17 protein-coding genes are annotated in these 19343 nt (G+C 65.9%); 4 read left to right on the top strand and 13 right to left on the bottom strand.

The window, feature by feature from the left end:
• Positions 1-39: 39 nt before the first annotated feature.
• Positions 40-492 carry a GNAT family acetyltransferase gene (locus AC0J42_RS16690; RefSeq protein ID WP_473002533.1) on the bottom strand — a complete coding sequence of 151 codons (453 nt, stop codon included), beginning with the start codon at positions 490-492 and terminating at the stop codon, positions 40-42.
• 84 nt (positions 493-576) lie between these two features.
• On the opposite strand from AC0J42_RS16690, the gene AC0J42_RS16685 reads away from it, so the two are divergent.
• Positions 577-1095: a DUF3833 domain-containing protein gene (locus AC0J42_RS16685; protein ID WP_473002531.1), complete on the top strand. Its 519-nt coding sequence runs from the start codon at positions 577-579 to the stop codon at positions 1093-1095.
• On the opposite strand, the gene AC0J42_RS16680 is transcribed toward AC0J42_RS16685, so the two are convergent.
• The gene (locus tag AC0J42_RS16680) at positions 1092-1451 is read right to left on the bottom strand and encodes an NUDIX hydrolase (RefSeq protein ID WP_473002530.1); all 360 of its coding nucleotides are present in this window, start codon (positions 1449-1451) and stop codon (positions 1092-1094) included. The genes AC0J42_RS16685 and AC0J42_RS16680 overlap by 4 nt on opposite strands.
• 366 nt (positions 1452-1817) lie before the next feature.
• Here AC0J42_RS16680 and AC0J42_RS16675 point away from each other — a divergent pair, with 366 nt between their 5' ends.
• On the top strand, positions 1818-1958 hold the full coding sequence (locus AC0J42_RS16675) for a hypothetical protein (RefSeq protein WP_473002529.1): 141 nt from the start codon (positions 1818-1820) through the stop codon (positions 1956-1958).
• Positions 1959-1962: 4 nt separating this feature from the next.
• Here AC0J42_RS16675 and AC0J42_RS16670 read toward each other — a convergent pair whose 3' ends face one another.
• The 8 genes from AC0J42_RS16670 to AC0J42_RS16635 form a co-directional block, all read right to left on the bottom strand.
• Positions 1963-3114 (bottom strand): epoxide hydrolase family protein, encoded by a 1152-nt coding sequence (locus AC0J42_RS16670; protein ID WP_473002528.1) that lies wholly within the window; start codon positions 3112-3114, stop codon positions 1963-1965.
• A 136-nt stretch (positions 3115-3250) separates the two neighbouring features.
• Positions 3251-4390: a porin gene (locus AC0J42_RS16665; RefSeq protein WP_473002527.1), complete on the bottom strand. Its 1140-nt coding sequence runs from the start codon at positions 4388-4390 to the stop codon at positions 3251-3253.
• 327 nt (positions 4391-4717) lie between these two features.
• The gene (locus tag AC0J42_RS16660) at positions 4718-5044 is read right to left on the bottom strand and encodes a hypothetical protein (RefSeq protein WP_416424670.1); all 327 of its coding nucleotides are present in this window, start codon (positions 5042-5044) and stop codon (positions 4718-4720) included.
• A gap of 208 nt (positions 5045-5252) precedes the next feature.
• Positions 5253-6434, bottom strand: a complete 1182-nt coding sequence (gene prpF, locus AC0J42_RS16655; RefSeq protein WP_473002525.1) for a 2-methylaconitate cis-trans isomerase PrpF — start codon at positions 6432-6434, stop codon at positions 5253-5255.
• An 11-nt stretch (positions 6435-6445) separates the two neighbouring features.
• Positions 6446-9040 (bottom strand): Fe/S-dependent 2-methylisocitrate dehydratase AcnD, encoded by a 2595-nt coding sequence (gene acnD / locus AC0J42_RS16650; RefSeq protein ID WP_473002524.1) that lies wholly within the window; start codon positions 9038-9040, stop codon positions 6446-6448.
• Between the two features lie 96 nt (positions 9041-9136).
• Positions 9137-10264: a bifunctional 2-methylcitrate synthase/citrate synthase gene (prpC, locus tag AC0J42_RS16645; RefSeq protein WP_473002523.1), complete on the bottom strand. Its 1128-nt coding sequence runs from the start codon at positions 10262-10264 to the stop codon at positions 9137-9139.
• Positions 10265-10372: 108 nt separating this feature from the next.
• Positions 10373-11263 (bottom strand): methylisocitrate lyase, encoded by an 891-nt coding sequence (prpB, locus tag AC0J42_RS16640; protein ID WP_473002522.1) that lies wholly within the window; start codon positions 11261-11263, stop codon positions 10373-10375.
• A gap of 3 nt (positions 11264-11266) precedes the next feature.
• Complete coding sequence (locus AC0J42_RS16635; protein ID WP_416424665.1) at positions 11267-11959, bottom strand: GntR family transcriptional regulator; 693 nt, start codon at positions 11957-11959, stop codon at positions 11267-11269.
• Between the two features lie 280 nt (positions 11960-12239).
• Here AC0J42_RS16635 and AC0J42_RS16630 point away from each other — a divergent pair, with 280 nt between their 5' ends.
• Positions 12240-12737: a methylated-DNA--[protein]-cysteine S-methyltransferase gene (locus tag AC0J42_RS16630; RefSeq protein ID WP_473002520.1), complete on the top strand. Its 498-nt coding sequence runs from the start codon at positions 12240-12242 to the stop codon at positions 12735-12737.
• Here the strand turns inward: AC0J42_RS16630 and AC0J42_RS16625 are convergent.
• A complete protein-coding gene (locus AC0J42_RS16625; protein ID WP_473002519.1) occupies positions 12700-13593 on the bottom strand; it encodes a LysR family transcriptional regulator in 894 nt (297 codons plus the stop codon). The genes AC0J42_RS16630 and AC0J42_RS16625 overlap by 38 nt on opposite strands.
• Positions 13594-13738: 145 nt before the next feature.
• Between AC0J42_RS16625 and AC0J42_RS16620 the strand changes: the two genes are divergently transcribed.
• Positions 13739-14737: an NAD(P)H-quinone oxidoreductase gene (locus tag AC0J42_RS16620; RefSeq protein WP_473006871.1), complete on the top strand. Its 999-nt coding sequence runs from the start codon at positions 13739-13741 to the stop codon at positions 14735-14737.
• 49 nt (positions 14738-14786) lie between these two features.
• Here the strand turns inward: AC0J42_RS16620 and mqo are convergent, their stop codons facing one another.
• The gene (gene mqo, locus AC0J42_RS16615; protein ID WP_473002518.1) at positions 14787-16427 is read right to left on the bottom strand and encodes a malate dehydrogenase (quinone); all 1641 of its coding nucleotides are present in this window, start codon (positions 16425-16427) and stop codon (positions 14787-14789) included.
• Positions 16428-16815: 388 nt separating this feature from the next.
• A complete protein-coding gene (locus tag AC0J42_RS16610; RefSeq protein WP_473002517.1) occupies positions 16816-19146 on the bottom strand; it encodes a putative bifunctional diguanylate cyclase/phosphodiesterase in 2331 nt (776 codons plus the stop codon).
• Positions 19147-19343 lie beyond the last annotated feature (197 nt).

Here is a 19343-nt window from a genome sequence, read left to right as displayed (position 1 = left end):
AGATCCTTCATTTGATGAAATTAATCAGTCAAATGAAGTCTATGCGTTTTCATCCGCAGGTACCAGCCCCGTTTCGAGTGGCAGCACCTTGCCCATGCTGATGCGCGGCTCCACCACATAGCCCAAACGCTCGTAGAAGCCGGCCACCACGTCATTGCCGGCCGTGATTTGCAGGTTGATCTTCAAGCAGCCCAACGCGACCAGGGCGGTTTCGGCGTGGCGCACCAGGGCGGCGCCGATGCCGTGCTGCTGCCAGGCCGGGTGTACCGCCACTGAGTACAGCCAGCCGCGGTGGCCGTCGTAGCCGGCCATGGTGGTGCCCACCACCCGGCCATCCTGCACCGCCACGAACAGCAGGTCATCCACCGCCAGCTTGCGTTCCAGCGCAAGCTCAGGGCGGTTGTGGGCCGTGGGGTAGGCGAACACGTCGCGCCACAGGGCTATCACGGCGTCGCGGTGCAGGTTGTCGTCGTAGGTGATGATCTGGGCCATGGCCGGTCCTTGGAGTGGGCGAAAGCATGGATTCTAATGGCCCGCCAGCTACGCTCAAGGGAAATCTCGCCGAGCGCCGCCGCCATGAAAACCCTGATGTTGCTGTGCTGCCTGGCACTGGCCAGTTGCAGCGGCGTGGACGTACACACCTACCGCGACCAGCAGCCGACGCTGGACCTTGCGAGTTTTTTCGCTGGCCGCACCGAGGCCTGGGGCATTTTCCAGAAGCGCTCCGGCGAGGTGGCCAAGCGCATGCACGTGGTGGTCGACGGCCGCCTGCAGGGCGACGCGCTGATACTGCATGAGGCGTTCACCTACAGCGACGGCACCCGGCAGGTGCGTGAATGGACCCTGCGCCCCGACGGCCTCGGGCGCTGGCGCGGCACCGCTGGCGATGTGATCGGCGAGGCCACGGGGGAGGTCTCGGGCAACACCCTGCACTGGCAGTACGACCTCAACCTGGTGGTGGACGGCAAGACCTGGCAGGTGCATTTCGATGACTGGATGTACCTGCTGGACGCGCACACCCTGGCCAACCGCTCCACCATGAGCAAGCTGGGTATCGAGCTGGGCCAGGTGTCGTTGTTTTTCCGCAAGCCTTAAGCGGCGCGCAACGTCTTGACGATGGCCTGGGCGTTGGCGGTCAGGCGCAGTTCGCCCAGCTGCTGGCGGTTCTGCCAGCGGCATTCGGCGATTTCGTTCTGCGGCGTGGCTACGGCGCTGTCGGCGATACGCGCCTCGAACAGGTGATGCAGGGTGTCGTCGCTTTCGTAAGCGCCCAGGAACACCAGGTCCACCACCTGCAAGCCGGTTTCCTCGCGCAACTCGCGCACGGCCGCCGCGGCGGGGCTCTCGTCTTTTTCAATCTTGCCGCCGGGCAGGTTCCAGCGGGATTTGGCCTTGCGCACGTAAAGAATCCGGTCTTCACGGCGGCAAATCAAGGTAGCGCGCTCTTTCATGGTGCAGGTTTCCGCGATACTGCAACGCGATGCGCTGGAACAGGCATCTACGCTGTCACAAAAATGTCATGTCCTTGACGCAAGCATTAACAATGCCAACCCAATGTGACATTGATTCGTTCGCCCGCCGCAGGTTCCGACGGCTGGACAACAAATATTCCATTGATTTACGGTGCGCCTGCCAGGGAAAAGAACTTGCCGGTCGGCGCCTGTCACATAAATTGCAGGCATTGCCCGGTAAAGTGTAGAAAAACAACAATAAGGAGGCTGCCCATGAGCTGCTTGATATGCGCGGGAAGCGCAGAAGATCTGCAGTGCGAAGGCGCGTGGGAAGAACGTCATTGCCCCGAATGCGGGCGCTATCGCATGTCACATGAGCTGGTGCTGACCCTGATGGAGCAGGGCCAGATATTCGACGTGCACAAGATGCGGGCCTGGCTGCAGGACCGCCGGCACCAGTGCGAGGTGCCTAGCGTGGAGATTGACGAGGCCCTGCTGGTGCCCTAGGGGGTCAGCGCAGCGGCCGGAAGAACGCGCGGATGTCCTCGGCCAGCGCATAAGGGCACTCCATGGCGGCGAAATGCCCGCCGCGGTGCAGGTGCGTCCAACGTTGCACGTTGTAGCAGCGCTGCACCCAGCTGCGCGGCGGCATGGGCAGTTCCGCCGGGAACTGCGCCACGCCCAGGGGTGGCAGCACGCGCTGGCCGGGGCTGAACTGCAGCGGTTTGCGCCGGCTTTCCAGGTACAGGCGGAAGGTGGCGCCGATGCCGCCGGTAAACCAGTACAGGGCGATGTTGGTCAGCAGCGCGTCCAGGCCGAAGGCCCGTTCCACGTCGCCCTGGCAGTCGCTCCAGGCCTGGAATTTTTCCAGTATCCACGCCGCAAGGCCTGCGGGCGAGTCGTTGAGGCCCACCGCCAGGCTTTGCGGGCGGGTGCCCTGGATTTGCCCATAGGCGCCGTGCATCTGCGCCCAGGCGCTGGCCTGGTCGAGAAAGCGCCGTTCCTCGTCGCTGGCGGGCGGCTGGTCTGGGCCCAGGGGCGGGCGGTAGGAGCCGGGGATGAAGTTCAGGTGCAGGCCCTTGACCCGCACCGGGTAGCGGTAGGCCAGCCAGGTGGAGACGCTGGCGCCCCAGTCGCCGCCCTGGGCGCCAAAGGTGTCGTAGCCCAGGGCGGTCATCAGTTGTGCCCACAGGCCGGCGATCTCGAACGGGCCGGTGCCCTTGGCGCTGGGCGCGGGCGAGAAGCCGTAGCCGGGCAGTGAGGGCACCACCACGTGGAAGGCGTCGGCGGCGTCGCCGCCATGGCTGGCGGGGTCGGCCAGCAGCGGCAGGATGGCTTCCATTTCCACGAACGAGCCGGGCCAGCCGTGGGTCAGCACCAGCGGCAACGGCGCCGGGCCCTGGCCGCGCTGGTGCAGGAAATGAATGCGTTGCCCAGGCATGTGCGCCATGAACTGCGGCAGGCGGTTGAGCCGCGCCTCCTGGGCGCGCCAGTCGAAACCGTCGCGCCAGTACTCTACCAGGCGGTGCAGGGTGGCGCTGTCGGTACCTTCGCTCCAGCCATTGCCTTCCACGCCGGCAGCCCAGCGGGTGGCCCCCAGGCGCTGGTGCAAATCATCAAGTGCCGTCTGCTCGATGGCAATCTTGAAGGGCTCAATCCTCATCCGTCCTACTCCCTGAACGCCGGCGGTGGCCTAGGATGATAAATGACCTGACGGTTTTGTGCAGGTTCCGTGGTTAGACGAACGTCGCACGCCCCGTAGCAGTGGCCGCCAGGCCGCGTCCCGCCACACCACCGCATCAGAAGTGGTAATACACCCCCACGGTCAGGTTCTGCGGGTCGTCCCCTGCCTGCTCCACCGGCGTCCCCTCGTAGGTCACCGAGGCGTTGCGCTGGTTGCTGATCATGCCCACGTGCACGTAGCTGGCGAAACGCGGGGTGAAGAAGTGGTCCCAGCCGATCATCGCGCCATAGGCATCCTTGGCGCCGAACTCCACCGTGCGCTTGACCAGCAGCAGGCGGCCCAGGTCGCGCTTGCCCAGGGGCTTGATGAACCCTGCGGTGAGCACCGTGGTGCTCGGCGTGCCGCTTTCATCCACGTCCTGGCGCTGCCAGGTGAGGCTGCTGGAGAAGGGTCCGAAGTCGTAGAACGCCGACAGGCTCTTGTAGTAGTTGGCGGTCTGGCGGAGGCTGCCGTTGTCTTCCCAGGGGTCGCTGAGGTAGCGGTTGAACGAGGCCAGCAGGATCAGGCGCTTGTCGGTGTACTGCAGCTTGGCGCCGCCACCACGCAGGGTGCGCCCCGCGCTGGCGTGGTCGTCCAGGCCCAGGCTGGCGGCGGTGCCGATGCTCCAGCCATGGAAGGTGGGGGTGGTATAGGCCACGGTGTGCTTGGGCCGCAGGTCCAGGTAGTAGGCGCCCTTGCCGGCGGCGGGCACCGCCAGGTAGGTGTAGGGCGAGCCGTAGCTGGCCAGGAACGGGTCGGCGTAGGTGGGCGTGCCCATGCCGTAGGTCTTGCCGATTTCCAGCTTGCCGTAGGCCTTGCTGCGCAGCGCCGCCACGGCCAGGCGCAGGGTGCCGATGCTGCTCCAGTCCTGGCCCACGGTGTTGCCGTTGACGTTGAAGCCTTCCTCCACGTCCATTTCCAGCACGGTGTCGGTGGCCACCGGGGTGCGCGCGTACACCCCCAGCTTGTTGGTCCAGGCGCCACCGCCGCCCAGCTGGGTGCCGGTGGAGTGGCCGGAATCGTGGTAGCTGGCGAAGGCGTCCAGGGTGCCGTAGGCCTTGAGCTTGCTGTCGAACCCGCTGTCGATGGCGTAGTAGCCAAAGCCGGGGGCGATCATGGCGATACCGGGAAAACCGTCTGCCTGGGCCTGTGGCGCCAAGGCCAGGCCTTGGGCAAAGACGGCCAGGGACGCGGCGGTAGCATAACCTTTGTTCATCGACAGCTCCTTGGGAAGACCGGGGAACTGCAGGGTCGATGAAGGCGGGCCGGGGCGGGAATGGTTTATTGGTTCAGGCCATGCGCTTTGCTCAAGGGCCACGCGGCGGGCACGCAAATGTGCGGGCAGGGTGCCCCGACCAGGGCAGCGCAGGCTGCAAGGGGCTGGCCGTCAAGCGGGTGGGCGCGCCATTTTGCACCATTGCGTGCAGTGCCCTGGTGCACGCTGGCAAGTGCGGGGCAGGTCAAGGCCGGGCGCGGCGGCGGCCTTGAACGCGGGTCAAGGCCTTGCCCAATATGCAGGGTGGGGGTGTGTTTGCGACGTCGCTTACAGGCAATCGCGCACGGCTTTGTTCAGCGCGCCACGGCCCAGGGTCAGGGGCTCGCGCTGGTACCAGGAGACTTCGCTGCCGTTGGAGGTCTTGTAGATCTCCAGGATCTCGTCGGCGGCCAGCTTGCTGCTCACCACCAGGCGGTAGTGGCGGCTGTTGCCCGAGGATTCGGTGTCGGGGCGCAGCGCCTGCCATTTGGGGGCGATGCATTCACCCACTTCCTGTGGCGACTTGAGGCTGGTGAAGGTCTTGTTGGGGGAGTTGGGGGTGGCGCAGCCGGCCACGCACACAACGGCGAAGAGAGACAGTAAAGGTAGGCGCATTGAACGTTATCCTGGAACACGGACGTGGCCGCGGGGTGGCGTGCTGGCAGGCACGCAACGGTCAATTATATCGAGGAAATCCGATATGGGGGGATTTTTGCGGGTTGTTCAGGGGGGCGACAGGGGGCCTCTTTGGTTGTAGGGGTGGGGGGGGACGCAGCCTGCGGCAGCTGCTACGGGTGTGCGTAGCAACGGCCGCGTTTGGAAATCAGCGCGGCACGCGCACCCAGCCCTCCATCAGCACCCGCGCGCTGCGGCTCATGATGGCCTTGAGTACCTTCCATTCGCCATTGACCCGCTCGGCCTGGGCGCCCACCCGCAAGGTGCCGGAGGGGTGGCCGAAGCGCACGCTCTGGCGCGCGCCACCGCCGGCGGCGAGGTTCACCAGGGTGCCGGGGATGGCCGCAGCGGTGCCGATGGCCACGGCCGCGGTGCCCATCATGGCATGGTGCAGCTTGCCCATGGACAGCGCGCGCACCAGCAGGTCGACGTCACCTGCACCTACCGCCTTGCCGCTGGAGGCGGTGTAGGCGGCGGGCCCGGCGACGAAGGCCACCTTGGGCGTGTGCTGGCGCGTGGCGGCCTCGTCCAGGTGCGAAATCAGGCCCATGCGCAGGGCGCCGTGGGCGCGGATGGTCTCGAAGCGTGCCAAGGCCTTGGTGTCACCGTTGATGGCGTCCTGCAGTTCGGTGCCGGTGTAGCCGATGTCGGTGGCGTTGAGGAAGATGGTGGGGATGCCGGCGTTGATCAGCGTTGCCTTGAAGGTGCCGATGCCGGGCACCTCCAGGTCGTCCACCAGCTGGCCGGTGGGGAACATGGCGCCTGCGCCGCCTTCTTCCTCGGCGGCCGGGTCCATGAACTCCAGCTGCACCTCGGCGGCGGGGAAGGTCACGCCGTCCAGCTCGAAGTCGCCGGTTTCCTGCACCGCGCCGTCGGTGATGGGCACGTGGGCGATGATGGTCTTGGCGATGTTGGCCTGCCAGATGCGCACGGTGGCCACGCCGTTGCGCGGGATGCGCTCGGCGGCGACCAGGCCGTTGCTGATGGCGAACGAGCCGACGGCGGCCGAGAGGTTGCCGCAGTTGCCGGTCCAGTCAATGAACGCCGCGTCTATGGCCACCTGGCCGAACAGGTAGTCCACATCGTGCCCAGGCCGCGTGCTCTGGCTGAGGATCACCGTCTTGCTGGTGCTGGAGGTGGCGCCGCCCATGCCGTCGATCTGCTTGCCGTAGGGGTCGGGGCTGCCGATCACGCGCAGCAGCAGCGCGTCGCGGGCCGGGCCCGGTTGGCGGGCATCTGCGGGCAGGTCATCAAGCTTGAAGAACACGCCCTTGCTGGTGCCGCCACGCATGTAGGTGGCGGGAATGCGGATTTGTGCGGGGTAGCTCATGGCATCGCTCCTCAGGCCGCAGGGGCTTGTTCGAGGAAGTCCTGGGCGAAGCGTTGCAGCACGCCCCCGGCTTCGTAGATGGACACTTCTTCGGCGGTGTCCAGGCGGCACGTTACCGGCACCTCCAGGCGTTCGCCGTTGGCGCGGTGGATCACCAGGGTCAAGGTGGCGCGTGGGGTGCGTGCGCCGACCACGTCATAGGTCTCGCTGCCGTCGATGGCCAGGGTGTGGCGGTTGGTGCCCGGCAGGAACTCCAGCGGCAGCACGCCCATGCCCACCAGGTTGGTGCGGTGGATGCGCTCGAAGCCTTCGGCGGCAATCGCTTCCACGCCCGCCAGGCGCACGCCTTTGGCGGCCCAGTCGCGTGACGAGCCCTGGCCGTAGTCGGCGCCGGCGATGATGATCAGCGGCTGCTTGCGGTTCATGTAGGTCTCGATGGCTTCCCACATGCGCATCACCTGGCCCTCGGGTTCCACGCGGGCCAGGGAGCCCTGCTTGACCTGGCCGTTTTCCTTGACCATTTCATTGAACAGTTTGGGGTTGGCGAAGGTGGCGCGCTGGGCGGTCAGGTGGTCGCCGCGGTGGGTGGCGTAGCTGTTGAAGTCTTCCTCGGGCAAGCCCATTTTCGCCAGGTACTCGCCGGCGGCGCTGTCGAGCATGATGGCGTTGGACGGCGACAGGTGGTCGGTGGTGATGTTGTCCGGCAGCACCGCCAGCGGGCGCATGCCCTTGAGCGGCCGGGCCCCGGCCAGGGCGCCTTCCCAGTAGGGCGGGCGACGAATGTAGGTGCTCATGGGGCGCCAGTCGTACAGCGGGCTGACCTTGGGCCCGGTGTCCTCGTGGATGGCGAACATAGGGATGTACACCTGGCGGAACTGCTCGGGTTTGACCGAGGATTTGACCAGGGCGTCTATTTCGGCGTCGCTGGGCCAGATGTCCTTGAGGCGGATTTCCGCGCCGTCAGGGCCGTGGCCCAGCACGTCTTTCTCGATGTCGAAGCGGATGGTACCGGCGATGGCGTAGGCCACCACCAGCGGCGGCGAGGCCAGGAACGCCTGCTTGGCGTAGGGGTGGATGCGCCCGTCGAAATTGCGGTTGCCCGAGAGCACGGCGGTGGCGTACAGGTCGCGGTCGATGATCTCCTGCTGGATGGCCGGGTCCAGGGCGCCGGACATGCCGTTGCAGGTGGTGCAGGCGAACGCCACCACGCCGAAGCCCAGCTGTTCCAGTTCCGGCAGCAGGCCGCCTTCTTCCAGGTACAGCTTGACGGTTTTCGAGCCGGGCGCCAGCGAGGTCTTCACCCACGGCTTGCGGGTCAGGCCCAGGCGGTTGGCGTTGCGCGCCAGCAGGCCTGCGGCGATCACGTTGCGCGGGTTGCTGGTGTTGGTGCAGCTGGTGATGGCGGCGATGATCACCGCGCCGTCGGGCATCTGCCCCGGCGTCTCGGTCCAGGGGGCGGCGATGCCTTTGGCGGCCAGGTCGCTGGTGGCCAGGCGCGCGTGGGGGTTGCTGGGGCCGGCCATGTTGCGCACCACGGTGCTCAGGTCGAAGCTCAAGGTACGCTCGTATTCGGCAGTGGCCAGGCTGTCGGCCCATAGGCCGGTCAGCTTGGCGTAATCTTCAACCAGCTGCACCTGCTGGTCTTCGCGGCCGGTGAGTTTCAGGTAGTCGATGGTCTGCTGGTCGATGTAGAACATCGCCGCGGTGGCGCCGTATTCTGGGGCCATGTTGGAGATGGTGGCGCGGTCGCCCAGGGTCAGCTTCGCCGCGCCTTCACCGTGGAATTCCAGCCAGGCGCCCACCACTTTCTGCTGGCGCAGGAACTGGGTCAGGGCCAGCACCATGTCGGTGGCGGTGATGCCCGGTTGCAGTTGGCCGGTGAGTTCGACGCCGATGATGTCCGGCAGGCGCATCCACGAGGCGCGCCCGAGCATCACGCTCTCGGCTTCCAGGCCGCCGACGCCGATGGCGATCACGCCCAGCGCGTCGACGTGGGGGGTGTGGCTGTCGGTGCCCACGCAGGTGTCGGGGAAGGCCACGCCGTCACGCACCTGGATCACCGGCGACATTTTCTCCAGGTTGATCTGGTGCATGATGCCGTTGCCGGGCGGGATCACGTCGACGTTCTTGAAGGCCTTCTTGGTCCAGTCGATGAAGTGGAAGCGGTCTTCGTTGCGGCGGTCCTCGATGGCGCGGTTCTGCTCGAAGGCCTGCGGGTCGAAGCCTGCGCGCTCCACGGCCAGGGAGTGGTCGACGATCAGTTGGGTGGGCACCACCGGGTTGACCTGCGCCGGGTCGCCGCCCTGGCTGGCAATGGCGTCGCGCAGGCCGGCGAGGTCCACCAGCGCGGTCTGGCCGAGGATGTCGTGGCACACCACGCGGGCCGGGAACCAGGGGAAGTCGAGGTCACGCTGGCGGTTGATCAGTTGGCTCAGGGAGGCGCTGAGGCTGGCCGGCTCGCAGCGGCGCACCAGGTTTTCCGCCAGCACGCGGGACACGTAGGGCAGGGTGGCGTAGGCGCCGGGCTTGATCGCGTCGATGGCGGCGCGGGTGTCGAAATAGTCTAGGGCGGTGCCTGGCAGGTTCTTGCGGTATTGAGTGTTCATGGTGCTGGACTCGATCACGGTTAAGTCTCAGGGCTTTGACGCGGCCTGCGGCCACTGCTACAGGCGTAGCAGCGGCCGCAGGCCGCGTCAGTGCGCTCAGCGTTGCTCTATTGGCACGTACGCGCGCTGTTCCACGCCCACATACTCGGCGCTGGGCCGAATGATGCGGTTGTTGGCACGCTGCTCGAACACATGCGCCGCCCAGCCGGTCAGCCGCGAACAGACGAAAATCGGCGTGAACAGTTCGGTGGGAATGCCCATGAAGTGGTACGCCGAGGCGTGGTAGAAGTCGGCGTTGGGGAACAGCTTCTTCTGTTCCCACATGGTCTTGTCGATGGCTTCGGACACCGGGTAGATCACCGTGTCGCCAACCTCGGCCGCCAGCTTTTGCGACCAGCCCTTGATCACTTCGTTGCGCGGGTCGCTGTCCTTGTAGATGGCATGGCCGAAGCCCATGATCTTGTCCTTGCGCTCCAGCATGCCCAGGGTGCCGCGCACGGCTTCCTCGGGGTTCTTGAACTTCTCGATCATGGCCATGGCCGCCTCGTTGGCGCCGCCGTGCAGCGGGCCGCGCAGGCTGCCGATGGCGGCGGTCACGCAGGAATGCAGGTCCGAGAGGGTGGAGGCACACACCCGCGCGGTGAAGGTCGAGGCGTTGAATTCATGCTCGGCGTAGAGGATCAGCGACACGTTCATGACCTTGCGGTGCAGCTCGCTGGGCGCCTTGCCGTGCAGCAGGTGCAGGAAGTGCCCGGCCACGTCCGGTTCGTCGCTGGTGCAGTTGATGCGCACGCCGTGGTGGCTGAAGCGGTACCAGTAGCACATGATCGCCGGGAACGCGGCCAGCAGGCGGTCAGTGGCGTCGTGCTGCTGGTCGAAGGTTTTCTCCGGTTCCAGGTTGCCCAGGAACGAGCAGCCGGTGCGCATCACGTCCATGGGGTGGGCGTTGGCGGGGATGCGTTCCAGCACTTCCTTCAGCGCCTTGGGCAGGTCGCGCAGGGTGCTGAGCTTGTGCTGGTAGTGGTCCAGGTCCTGGTGGTTGGGCAGCTCGCCGTACAGCAGCAGGTAGGCCACTTCCTCGAAGGTGGCGTGCTCGGCCAGTTCGCGCACGTCGTAGCCACGGTAGGTCAGGCCGGCGCCGGCCTGGCCCACGGTGGACAGGGCGGTCTGCCCGGCCACCTGGCCACGCAGGCCGGCACCACTCAATACTTTTGCTTCGGCCATGGTTGTCTCCATTCTTGAATTTATTGTCTGGAATGTGGGAGCTGGCTTGCCAGCGAGTTTGTGGGGCCCCGAAAAGCTCGCTGGCAAGCCAGCTCCCACAGGTGTTTCTTAACCTTTTTTCTGGGCGAACAGGGCGTCCAGCTTCTGCTCGAACACGTGGTAGTCGATGGCGTCGTACAGCTCCATGCGAGTCTGCATGGTGTCGATGACATTTTGCTGCGTGCCGTCGCGGCGAATGGCGCCGTAGACGTGCTCGGCGGCCTTGTTCATGGCGCGGAACGCCGACAGTGGGTACAGCACCAGCGACACGTCCACCGACGCCAGCTGCTCGGTGGTGTACAGCGGCGTGGCACCGAATTCGGTGATGTTGGCCAGGATCGGCGCCCGGACGCGGTCGGCGAATTGCTTGTACATGGCCAGTTCGGTGATGGCCTCGGGGAAGATCATGTCGGCGCCCGCCTCGATGCAGGCTTCGGCGCGCTCAAGGGCCGCGTCCAGGCCTTCCACGGCCAGGGCGTCGGTGCGCGCCATGATCACGAAGCTGTCGTCGGTGCGGGCGTCCACGGCCGCCTTGATGCGGTCGACCATCTCCTGCTGGCTGACGATCTCTTTATTGGGCCGGTGGCCGCAGCGCTTGGCGCCCACCTGGTCTTCGATGTGGATGGCGGCGGCGCCGAACTTGATCATCGACTTGACCGTGCGCGCCACGTTGAACGCCGAGGAACCGAAGCCGGTGTCGACGTCCACCAGCAGCGGCAGGTCGCAGACGTCGGTGATGCGGCGCACGTCGGTGAGCACGTCGTCCAGGCCGCTGATGCCCAGGTCCGGCAGGCCCAGGGAGCCCGCTGCCACGCCGCCACCGGACAGGTAGATGGCCTTGAAGCCGGCGCGCTTGGCCAGCAGGGCGTGGTTGGCGTTGATGGCGCCCACCACTTGCAGCGGATGTTCGCTGGCCACGGCGTCGCGGAAGCGTTGGCCGGGACTGTTCTTATTGTTCATGACTCACCTCTCAGGCTGGGTGGATGCGTCCGCGTAGTGACGCTCGATATTGCGCCGCGATGCGCCGATGTGCCGGCGCATCAGCAATTCGGCCAATTCGCCATCGCGGTCGGCGATGGCATCAAGAATGCGGTGGTGCTCGGCAAACGCCTGGCGCGGGCGGTTGGGCGTGGCCGAGAACTGAATGCGGTACATGCGCACCAGCTGGTACAGCTCGCCACAGAGCATCTGCACCAGGGTGCGGTTGCCGCTGCCCTGGATGATGCGGTAGTGGAAGTCGAAGTCGCCTTCCTGCTGGTAGTAGCCCACGCCGGCCTGAAACGCGGCGTCGCGCTCGTGGGTGTGCAGCACCTGGCGCAGCTCTTCGATTTCGGCCTCGGTCATGCGCTCGGCGGCCAGGCGGCAGGCCATGCCTTCCAGCGATTCGCGAATTTCGTACAGTTCGATCAGCTCGGCATGGCTGAGCGACACCACCCGCGCACCCACGTGGGGAATGCGCACCAGCAGCCGCTGGCCTTCCAGGCGGTGGATGGCCTCGCGCAGTGGCCCGCGGCTGATGCCGTAGGTGCGCGCCAGCTCCGGCTCGGAGATCTTGCTGCCGGGGGCGATGTCGCCCTTGACGATGGCGGCCTGGATACGCCGGAAGACGTTTTCGGACAGCGTTTCGGAGTCTTCGGTGGCGAGGGTGGTAGGCATATTGTCGACACACTGTGTTTTGATAGGGTCGAAAATAGCCATATGCGCGGATCAAGTCAAAGAAAAAACAGTTATTGTCGACAATGGTCCAATAGCTCGATGTCTGTAGCAGCTGCCGCGAGGCGGCGTCCGGCCGCACCCGGTAATGCCTGCATTGGCGCGGTGAAGGCTGACGCCGCCTGCGGCAGCTGCTACAGGGGGGCTGGGCTGCGCAAGAAATGGGGTTTTTTCCAGGGGCGGGGCGCTTAGAATGGCCGCTCGACCGATTGGAACCGCCGCCATGCACTACGCCTGCAAATTCCTCGAATCCCCCGTGGGCCTGCTGACCCTGGTCGCCCGTGGCCCCAAGCTGGCGGCCATTCTGTGGGAAGACGACCGCCCCAACCGCGTGCGCCTGGGCGAGTTGCAGGAGCAGGGTGACCACCCGATGCTGGTGCGCACCGCCACGCAGTTGCAGGAATATTTCGCCGGCGAGCGCCAGCAGTTCGACCTGGCGCTGGACTTTGCCGGCACCGACTTCCAGGTGCAAGTGTGGCACGCGCTGCTGGCCATTCCGTTCGGCGAGACCCGCAGCTACCTGGACATCGCCACCCAACTGGGCAACCCCAAGGCCGTGCGCGCTGTGGGCGCTGCCAATGGCCGCAACCCCATTTCCATCGTCGCGCCGTGCCACCGGGTCATCGGCAGCTCGGGCAGCCTCACTGGTTTTGCCGGCGGCTTGCCGGCCAAGCAGTTCCTGCTCAACCTGGAGCGTCGGGACCTGCTGTCGGTGTGCTGAAGGCTGCCACCAGCGCCTCCACCACCACGTTGACCCGCGCCGTGTGGCGCAGGTCGGCGTGGCTCACCAGCCATACTTCATAAGGCTGCGCGCGCACGCGCTGCGGCCACACCCGTACCAGCCCGTCGCGCTCGCCGGCCAGCACCGGCAGTTCGCTCAGGCCCAGCCCGGCCGCCACGGCCTGGCGCACCAGCAGGCTGGTGCTGGCGCTGCAACTGATCTGCGCGCCATGGGCCGGCTCGTCCAGCAGGGTGCTGGCGCGGCCGGCTTCCACATAGGGCTGCCAAGCCACCTGGGCGTGGCCGGCAAAACCGTTGCCCGGCTCCGGCAGGCCGTGGCGCTCCACGTAGTCGGCCGAGGCGAACAACCCCACCGGCCAGGCCGCCAGGCGCCGCACCAGCAGGTCGGGGTTGTCCGGCTTGACCGTGCGGATGGCCAGGTCGGCCTCGCGCCGCGCCAGGTTGAGCATCTGCGTCGAGGCCTTGACGTCCACCTGCACCTGCGGGTGCTGCAGGCGCAGGCGGGCGAGGGCAGGGATGACAAAGTCCACCGCCAGCGAGTCGGTGGTGGCCAGGCGCACCTGGCCGCTGGGCAGGTCGTCCAGGCCCTGGATGCGCCGCTGCAGGTCGTGGGCGGAGTGCTCCATCTGCACTGCCGCGCTGTAGGCCGCCTCACCAGGCGAGGTCAGCCGGTAACCGTCGGAGCTGCGCAGGAACAAGGTTGCGGCCAGGGCCTCCTCCAGGGCGGCGATGCGCCGGCCCACGGTGGCCTGGTCCACGCCCAGCTGGCGCGCGGCACCGCGCAGGGTGCGCTCGCGGCACAGGGCCAGGAAGAAGCGCGTGTCGTCCCAGTTCATGCTCACTCCGCTGATGCATTTCTGCATTTGATGGATGGGTAATCGCTGCATTATTGCATCTTCCTGGGGCGCTATGATGAACGCCTTGCCGTTGGTGGTTGTCACTGCCAATAGCCCACTTCATCGGAGCGCGACCATGCCTGCCATCCAACTGCCGTCCACCATGACCTACATCGAGATCACCCAGCCCGGTGGCCCCGAAGTGCTGCAACCGCGCCAGGGCCCGCTGCCCGTGGCCCAGCCCCATGAGTTGCTGATCAAGGTGCACGCCGCTGGCGTCAACCGCCCCGACGCCCTGCAGCGTGCTGGCCAGTACCCCATGCAGCCGGGCATGAACCCGCTGCCGGGCCTGGAAGTGGCCGGCGAGGTGGTGGGCCTGGGCGCGGACGTGCAGGGCTTTGCCCTGGGTGACAAGGTCTGCGCGCTGACCAACGGCGGCGGCTACGCCGAGTACTGCACCGTGCCCGCCACCCAGGCACTGGCGGTGCCGCCCGGCATGGACATGATCACCGCCGCGGCGATTCCGGAAACCTTCTTCACCGTGTGGGCCAACCTGTTCGACATGGCCCACCTGGACGCCACCCAGAGCGTGCTGATTCACGGCGGCACCAGCGGCATTGGCACCACCGCGCTGGCCCTGTGCAAGGCGCTGGGCATCAAGGCGTTTGCCACCGCCGGCACGGCAGAGAAATGCGCGCAGGTGCAGGCCCTGGGCGGCGAACCGATCAATTACCGCGAGCAGGATTTCGCCCAGGTGATTGCCGAGCGCACCGCAGGCAAGGGCGTGGACGTGATCCTGGACATCATGGGCGGCGCGTATTTCGAGCAGAACATTGCCGCCCTGGCCCGTCGCGGGCGCCTGGTGGTGATTGGTTTCCTGGGGGGCGCCAAGGTCAAGGAGGTGAACTTGCTGGCGATCATGGCCAAGCAGGCCGTGGTCACCGGGTCGCTGCTACGCTCGCGCAGCACGGAAGAGAAGGCGGTGATCGCCGCCGGGTTGGAGCGTCACGTGTGGCCGTTGCTGGCCGAAGGCAAGTCGCTGCCGGTGCTGGACCAGGTGTTTCCCCTGGCCGACGCCGCGGGTGCCCACCGGCGCATGGAAGGCGGGGATCACATCGGCAAGATTGTGTTGCAGGTGGTTTGATCCGGTAAGCCAAGGCAGCCGGCCCTGCGGGGCCGGCTGCCGTCGAGCCTTACAGCGCCATGTCGGCCGCTGGGTTGCTCGCCGCTTTAGCCGGCGCGGCCTGTGGCTGCGGGGCCGCAGTCAGGTCGATGGCCGGTGGCGGGTTCAGCTGCAGCACTTGGCTGGTATAGGTCCATTCCTGCATCACGGCTTCAGGATGGTCGTTCAGCTTGGTGCCGTAGCTGGGCACGATCTGACGCAGTTTGTCCTGCCAGGCCGGGGTGGCGACCTTGTCCTTGAACACCTTCTCCAGCACGCTGAGCATGATTGGCGCGGCGGTCGAGGCACCTGGCGAGGCGCCCAGCAGGCCGGCGATGGTGCCGTCCTGGGACGCGACGATCTCGGTGCCCAGTTTCAGCACGCCGCCCTTGTCGGCATCACGCTTGATGATCTGCACGCGCTGGCCGGCTTGCCACAGGCGCCAGTCTTCTTTCTTCGCTTTCGGGAAGTATTCCTTCAGGGCGTTGAAGCGGTCGTCATCCGACAGCATCAGTTGGCCGGCCAGGTATTCCACCAGCGGGTACTGTTCGATACCGACCTTGGTCATCGGCCACACGTTGTGCGTGGTAGTGCTGGTCAGCAGGTCGAAGTACGAGCCGTTCTTGAGGAACTTGGTGGAGAAGGTGGCGAACGGGCCAAACAGGATCACGCGCTTGCCGTCCAGCACGCGGGTGTCCAGGTGCGGTACTGACATGGGCGGTGCGCCCACCGAGGCAATGCCGTAGGCCTTGGCCATGTGCTGCTCGGCAACGCTGGCGTTGTCGGTGACCAGGAACGAGCCGCCCACCGGGAAGCCGGCGTATTCACGCGCTTCGGGGATGCCCGATCTCTGCAGCAGGTGCAGGGCACCGCCGCCGGCGCCGATGAACAGGAACTTGGCGTCGGTGACCGATTCGGTGCCGTCTTTCAAGTTCTTGTAGGTCACGCGCCACGAACCGTCGTCGTTGCGGGAAATGTCTTCAACTTCGCTGGATAGCTTCAAGTCGAAGTTGGACTTGGTCTGCAAGTAGCCGACGAACTGGCGAGTGATTTCACCAAAGTTCACGTCAGTACCAATCGGGGTCCAGGTAGCGGCGACTTTCTGTTTCGGGTCGCGGCCGTCCATCATCAACGGCACCCACTGCTTGATCTGCTCCGGGTCTTCCGAATACTGCATCGGGCGGAACAGCGGGCTGGCCTGCAGGGCGTCGTAGCGCTTCTTCAGGTACTTGATGTTGTCGTCGCCCCACAGGAAGCTCATGTGTGGGGTGGAGTTGATGAACGAGTGCGGGTTCTTCAGCACGTCATTCTTGACCTGCCACGACCAGAACTGGCGCGATACCTGGAAGGATTCGTTGATTTCAACGGCCTTGGAGATATCGATCTTGCCGTCCTTGCCTTCCGGGGTGTAGTTCAATTCAGCCAGAGCCGAGTGACCGGTACCGGCGTTGTTCCAGCCGTTGGAGCTTTCCTCGGCGACGCCGTCCAGGCGTTCGACCATTTCCATCGACCAGCCCGGCTCCAGTTCATTGAGCCAGATACCCAGCGTGGAACTCATGATGCCGCCGCCTACCAGCAGCACATCAACTTTCTTCGGCTCGGCGCCATGGGCCGGCAGCAGCGTCATGGACAACGCCAGACCCAGGAGGGTCCTGTTCATTTTCTTCAACATCAATAACCCCTGATTTAAAAAACTCAATCCGCGTCCCGCTCTTTTTGGCGAAATAACGGGGGCAGTGAGTACTGAAAAAGATAGGGAGCTATCTTTTCCGTAGTCATGTCCCTCCGGAGCCGATTTCTTGTTAATTATTGGCGACAGCTACTAGGGGGCATTCTTTATGGGGGTGCCTGAAGGCACCTGTATTGCTATCTAGATTGCTAGAAGTTTTTCGCGGTTGCGGCACTTCGTCGCGGGGGGATAATACCTTAGTCGTATGAAAAATGTTTCATGAAATGGCGTAAATGCCATCATTGACCGTTTTTGTGGGAGCTGGCTTGCCAGCGAGCTTTAGGGGCCCAACAGCTCGCTGGCAAGCCAGCTCCCACGGATACGTTTATCGTTACGGGTTCTGGTAAAGCCAGGCTTCGAACTCGGCGGCGGGCATGGGCCGGGCGATCAGGTAGCCCTGGCCCACGTCGCAGCCGGCTTGGCGGACGAAATCGTACTGCTCCGGAGTCTCGATGCCTTCGGCGGTCACGCTGAACTTCAGCGCGTGGCCCAGCTGGATGATCGCGCGGGTAATGGCCACGTGGGTGGCGGAGTGGGGCAGTTCCTGGATAAAGGCGCGGTCGATCTTGAGGTTGTCCACCGGCAGCAGATGCAGGTATGCCAGCGAGGAATAGCCGGTGCCGAAGTCGTCCACCGCGGTGGTCACGCCCATGCCCTGCAGGCGCCCCAGCACGCTGCGCGCCAGCTGGCGGCTTTCCAGGAACAGGCTCTCGGTGACCTCCACTTCCAGCAGCCGCGCGGGCAGTTGATAACGCTGCAGGGCGCGGCTGACGGTGTCGACAAAATCGCTGCGCTCGATCTGCGGCACCGCCACGTTGACGGCGACGTGGCCGTTGAAACAACCCTCGTCGCGCCACTGGCGCAGGTGCGCGCACACCTGGTCCAGCAGCCACTCGCCCATGGGCACGATCAGCCCGGTGCGCTCGGCCAGGGGGATGAAATCGGCGGGGGCGACCAGGCCGGCCACCGGGTCGCGCCAGCGCATCAGGGCCTCGGCGCCCATCACCTGGCCATCGGCCAGGCTCAGCTTGGGCTGGTACCACACCTCCAGCTCGCTGTTCTCCAGCGCCCGGCGCAAGGCATGCTCCAGGCTCACGCGCTCCTGCATGTGCTGGGTCATGTGCCGCTGGTAGAAGCGGTAGTCGTTGCGCCCGGCTTCCTTGGCCGCGTACATGGCGGTGTCGGCGTGGCGCAGCAGGGTATCGGCGCAGCTGCCGTCTGCCGGGTACAGCGCCACGCCGATGCTGGCGGTGATCAGCGCGGTGCTGCCGTCCAGGTCGAACGGTGGGCGCAGGCTGTCGAGCAGGGCCTGCAGGCGGCCGATCACTTCTTCCTCCTGGCGCTCGACCGGCAGCACAAAGGCGAACTCGTCGCCGCCCAGCCGTGCCACCAGGTCGCCGGGGCGCAGGGCGCGCTGGAAGCGCAGGGTGGCTTCGTGCAGCAGGCGGTCGCCAGTGGGGTGGCCGAGGGTGTCGTTGACGGTCTTGAAGCCGTCCAGGTCCAGCACCAGCACGGCCAGCTGGCGCCCGCGGCTGGCGGCCTGGCGAATGCCCTCGCCCAGCCGTTCATGGAACAGCACGCGGTTGGCCAGCCCGGTGGTGACGTCGAAATGCGCCAGGCGCTCCAGGGCTTCCTGGGTCTGCTTGAGGCGGGTGATGTCGTTGGAGATGCCCAGCACCCCCAGCAACTGGCCGTCGGGGGTGCGCAGCGGGCACTTGGTGGTCAGGTAGGTGCGCGGTTCGCCGCGCTTGTGGTGGATGTCCTCGAAGCGTTGCGCCTGGCCGCTGAACAGCACCGTGGCGTCGTCCAGGTTCTGCTGGCGGGCGTCGCTGGGCACCATGAAATCGTCGCGGCGGCGGCCCACCAGTTCGGCCTCCTGGTGGTCCACGGCGTCTTCGTACAGCTGGTTGCACAGCACCAGGCGGCCTTGGCTGTCGAACATGTAGATCAACGATGGCGCGTTGTCGACAATCGCCTGCAACAGGGTTTTCTGCCGCAGCAGCTCGGCTTCCGCCTGGCGCCGCTGGGAAATGTCGCGCACCACGGCGAAGGTCACCGGTTCACCGTCCAGGTCCAACACGCTCAGGGTTACCTCGGCGGGGAACAGGCTGCCGTCCAGGCGCCGGTGTGTCCATTCGAAGCGTTGCACGCCCTTGGCGGTGGCGGCGGCCAGCACCGCGTCGGCGCGCTCCACCGACGGCGTGCCGTCCTCCTGCAACGGCGGTGACAGGTCCAAGGGGCTGATGTTGCGAAACGCTGCAGCGTCGCTGAAGCCGAAGGTGGCGAGCATGGCGGCGTTGGCCTGGCTGCTGAAGCCATGCTGGTCGAGGATCCACACCGCGTCCGGCGAGCACTCGAACAGGCGCCGGAAACGGTCCTCGCTCAGCGCCAGGGAAGCGCGTACCCGGGCATGGTCTTCGATCTGGCGCTTGAGCTCCAGGTTGCGCCGGCGAATCAGGCGCTGGCTGATGCCCACCTGCACGGCCAGCACGCCCAGCAGCACGATGGCCGCCAGGCACAGCCAGGTCAGCGGGGCCTGCCAGGCCTGCTGCCATTGCGCGCGGCCGGTCATGGCCAGCAGGCCGGCCAGCAGGGCTGCGGTCAGCGCCAGGTAGCGGGTGCCAGGGCAACGCAGGAAGTCATTGAGGGTTTTCTGGGTCATCGATGCCTGCCGAATCATGAGCGTCGACGTCCTGTCTTGCGCAACGCCAACATGGCGTTTGAACCGGGTATCGGATAAAACCGGGCAAAGTTGAGGGGCGGGCAGGGCCACCTGACGAACTGCAGGGCGGTCTGCACGGCCATGGAACGGGCACCGTGCAAAATGCATGAGGTTCGGCCTGCAATAACGCGGTTTTT

The sequence above is a fragment of the Pseudomonas sp. Tav-5-1A genome, assembly GCF_055755055.1.
The sequence above is the reverse complement of the archived record's forward strand: the minus strand, read 5'-3'. Positions and strand labels throughout refer to the sequence as shown.

What these genes read in the sequence shown, in the direction of transcription:
- AC0J42_RS16690 (WP_473002533.1), bottom strand. Translation starts at nt 492, where the DNA reads ATGGCCCAGATCATCACCTACGACGACAACCTGCACCGCGACGCCGTG.
- AC0J42_RS16685 (WP_473002531.1), top strand. Translation starts at nt 577, where the DNA reads ATGAAAACCCTGATGTTGCTGTGCTGCCTGGCACTGGCCAGTTGCAGC.
- AC0J42_RS16680 (WP_473002530.1), bottom strand. Translation starts at nt 1,451, where the DNA reads ATGAAAGAGCGCGCTACCTTGATTTGCCGCCGTGAAGACCGGATTCTT.
- AC0J42_RS16675 (WP_473002529.1), top strand. Translation starts at nt 1,818, where the DNA reads ATGTCACATGAGCTGGTGCTGACCCTGATGGAGCAGGGCCAGATATTC.
- AC0J42_RS16670 (WP_473002528.1), bottom strand. Translation starts at nt 3,114, where the DNA reads ATGAGGATTGAGCCCTTCAAGATTGCCATCGAGCAGACGGCACTTGAT.
- AC0J42_RS16665 (WP_473002527.1), bottom strand. Translation starts at nt 4,390, where the DNA reads ATGAACAAAGGTTATGCTACCGCCGCGTCCCTGGCCGTCTTTGCCCAA.
- AC0J42_RS16660 (WP_416424670.1), bottom strand. Translation starts at nt 5,044, where the DNA reads ATGCGCCTACCTTTACTGTCTCTCTTCGCCGTTGTGTGCGTGGCCGGC.
- prpF (WP_473002525.1), bottom strand. Translation starts at nt 6,434, where the DNA reads ATGAGCTACCCCGCACAAATCCGCATTCCCGCCACCTACATGCGTGGC.
- acnD (WP_473002524.1), bottom strand. Translation starts at nt 9,040, where the DNA reads ATGAACACTCAATACCGCAAGAACCTGCCAGGCACCGCCCTAGACTAT.
- prpC (WP_473002523.1), bottom strand. Translation starts at nt 10,264, where the DNA reads ATGGCCGAAGCAAAAGTATTGAGTGGTGCCGGCCTGCGTGGCCAGGTG.
- prpB (WP_473002522.1), bottom strand. Translation starts at nt 11,263, where the DNA reads ATGAACAATAAGAACAGTCCCGGCCAACGCTTCCGCGACGCCGTGGCC.
- AC0J42_RS16635 (WP_416424665.1), bottom strand. Translation starts at nt 11,959, where the DNA reads ATGCCTACCACCCTCGCCACCGAAGACTCCGAAACGCTGTCCGAAAAC.
- AC0J42_RS16630 (WP_473002520.1), top strand. Translation starts at nt 12,240, where the DNA reads ATGCACTACGCCTGCAAATTCCTCGAATCCCCCGTGGGCCTGCTGACC.
- AC0J42_RS16625 (WP_473002519.1), bottom strand. Translation starts at nt 13,593, where the DNA reads ATGAACTGGGACGACACGCGCTTCTTCCTGGCCCTGTGCCGCGAGCGC.
- mqo (WP_473002518.1), bottom strand. Translation starts at nt 16,427, where the DNA reads ATGTTGAAGAAAATGAACAGGACCCTCCTGGGTCTGGCGTTGTCCATG.
- AC0J42_RS16610 (WP_473002517.1), bottom strand. Translation starts at nt 19,146, where the DNA reads ATGACCCAGAAAACCCTCAATGACTTCCTGCGTTGCCCTGGCACCCGC.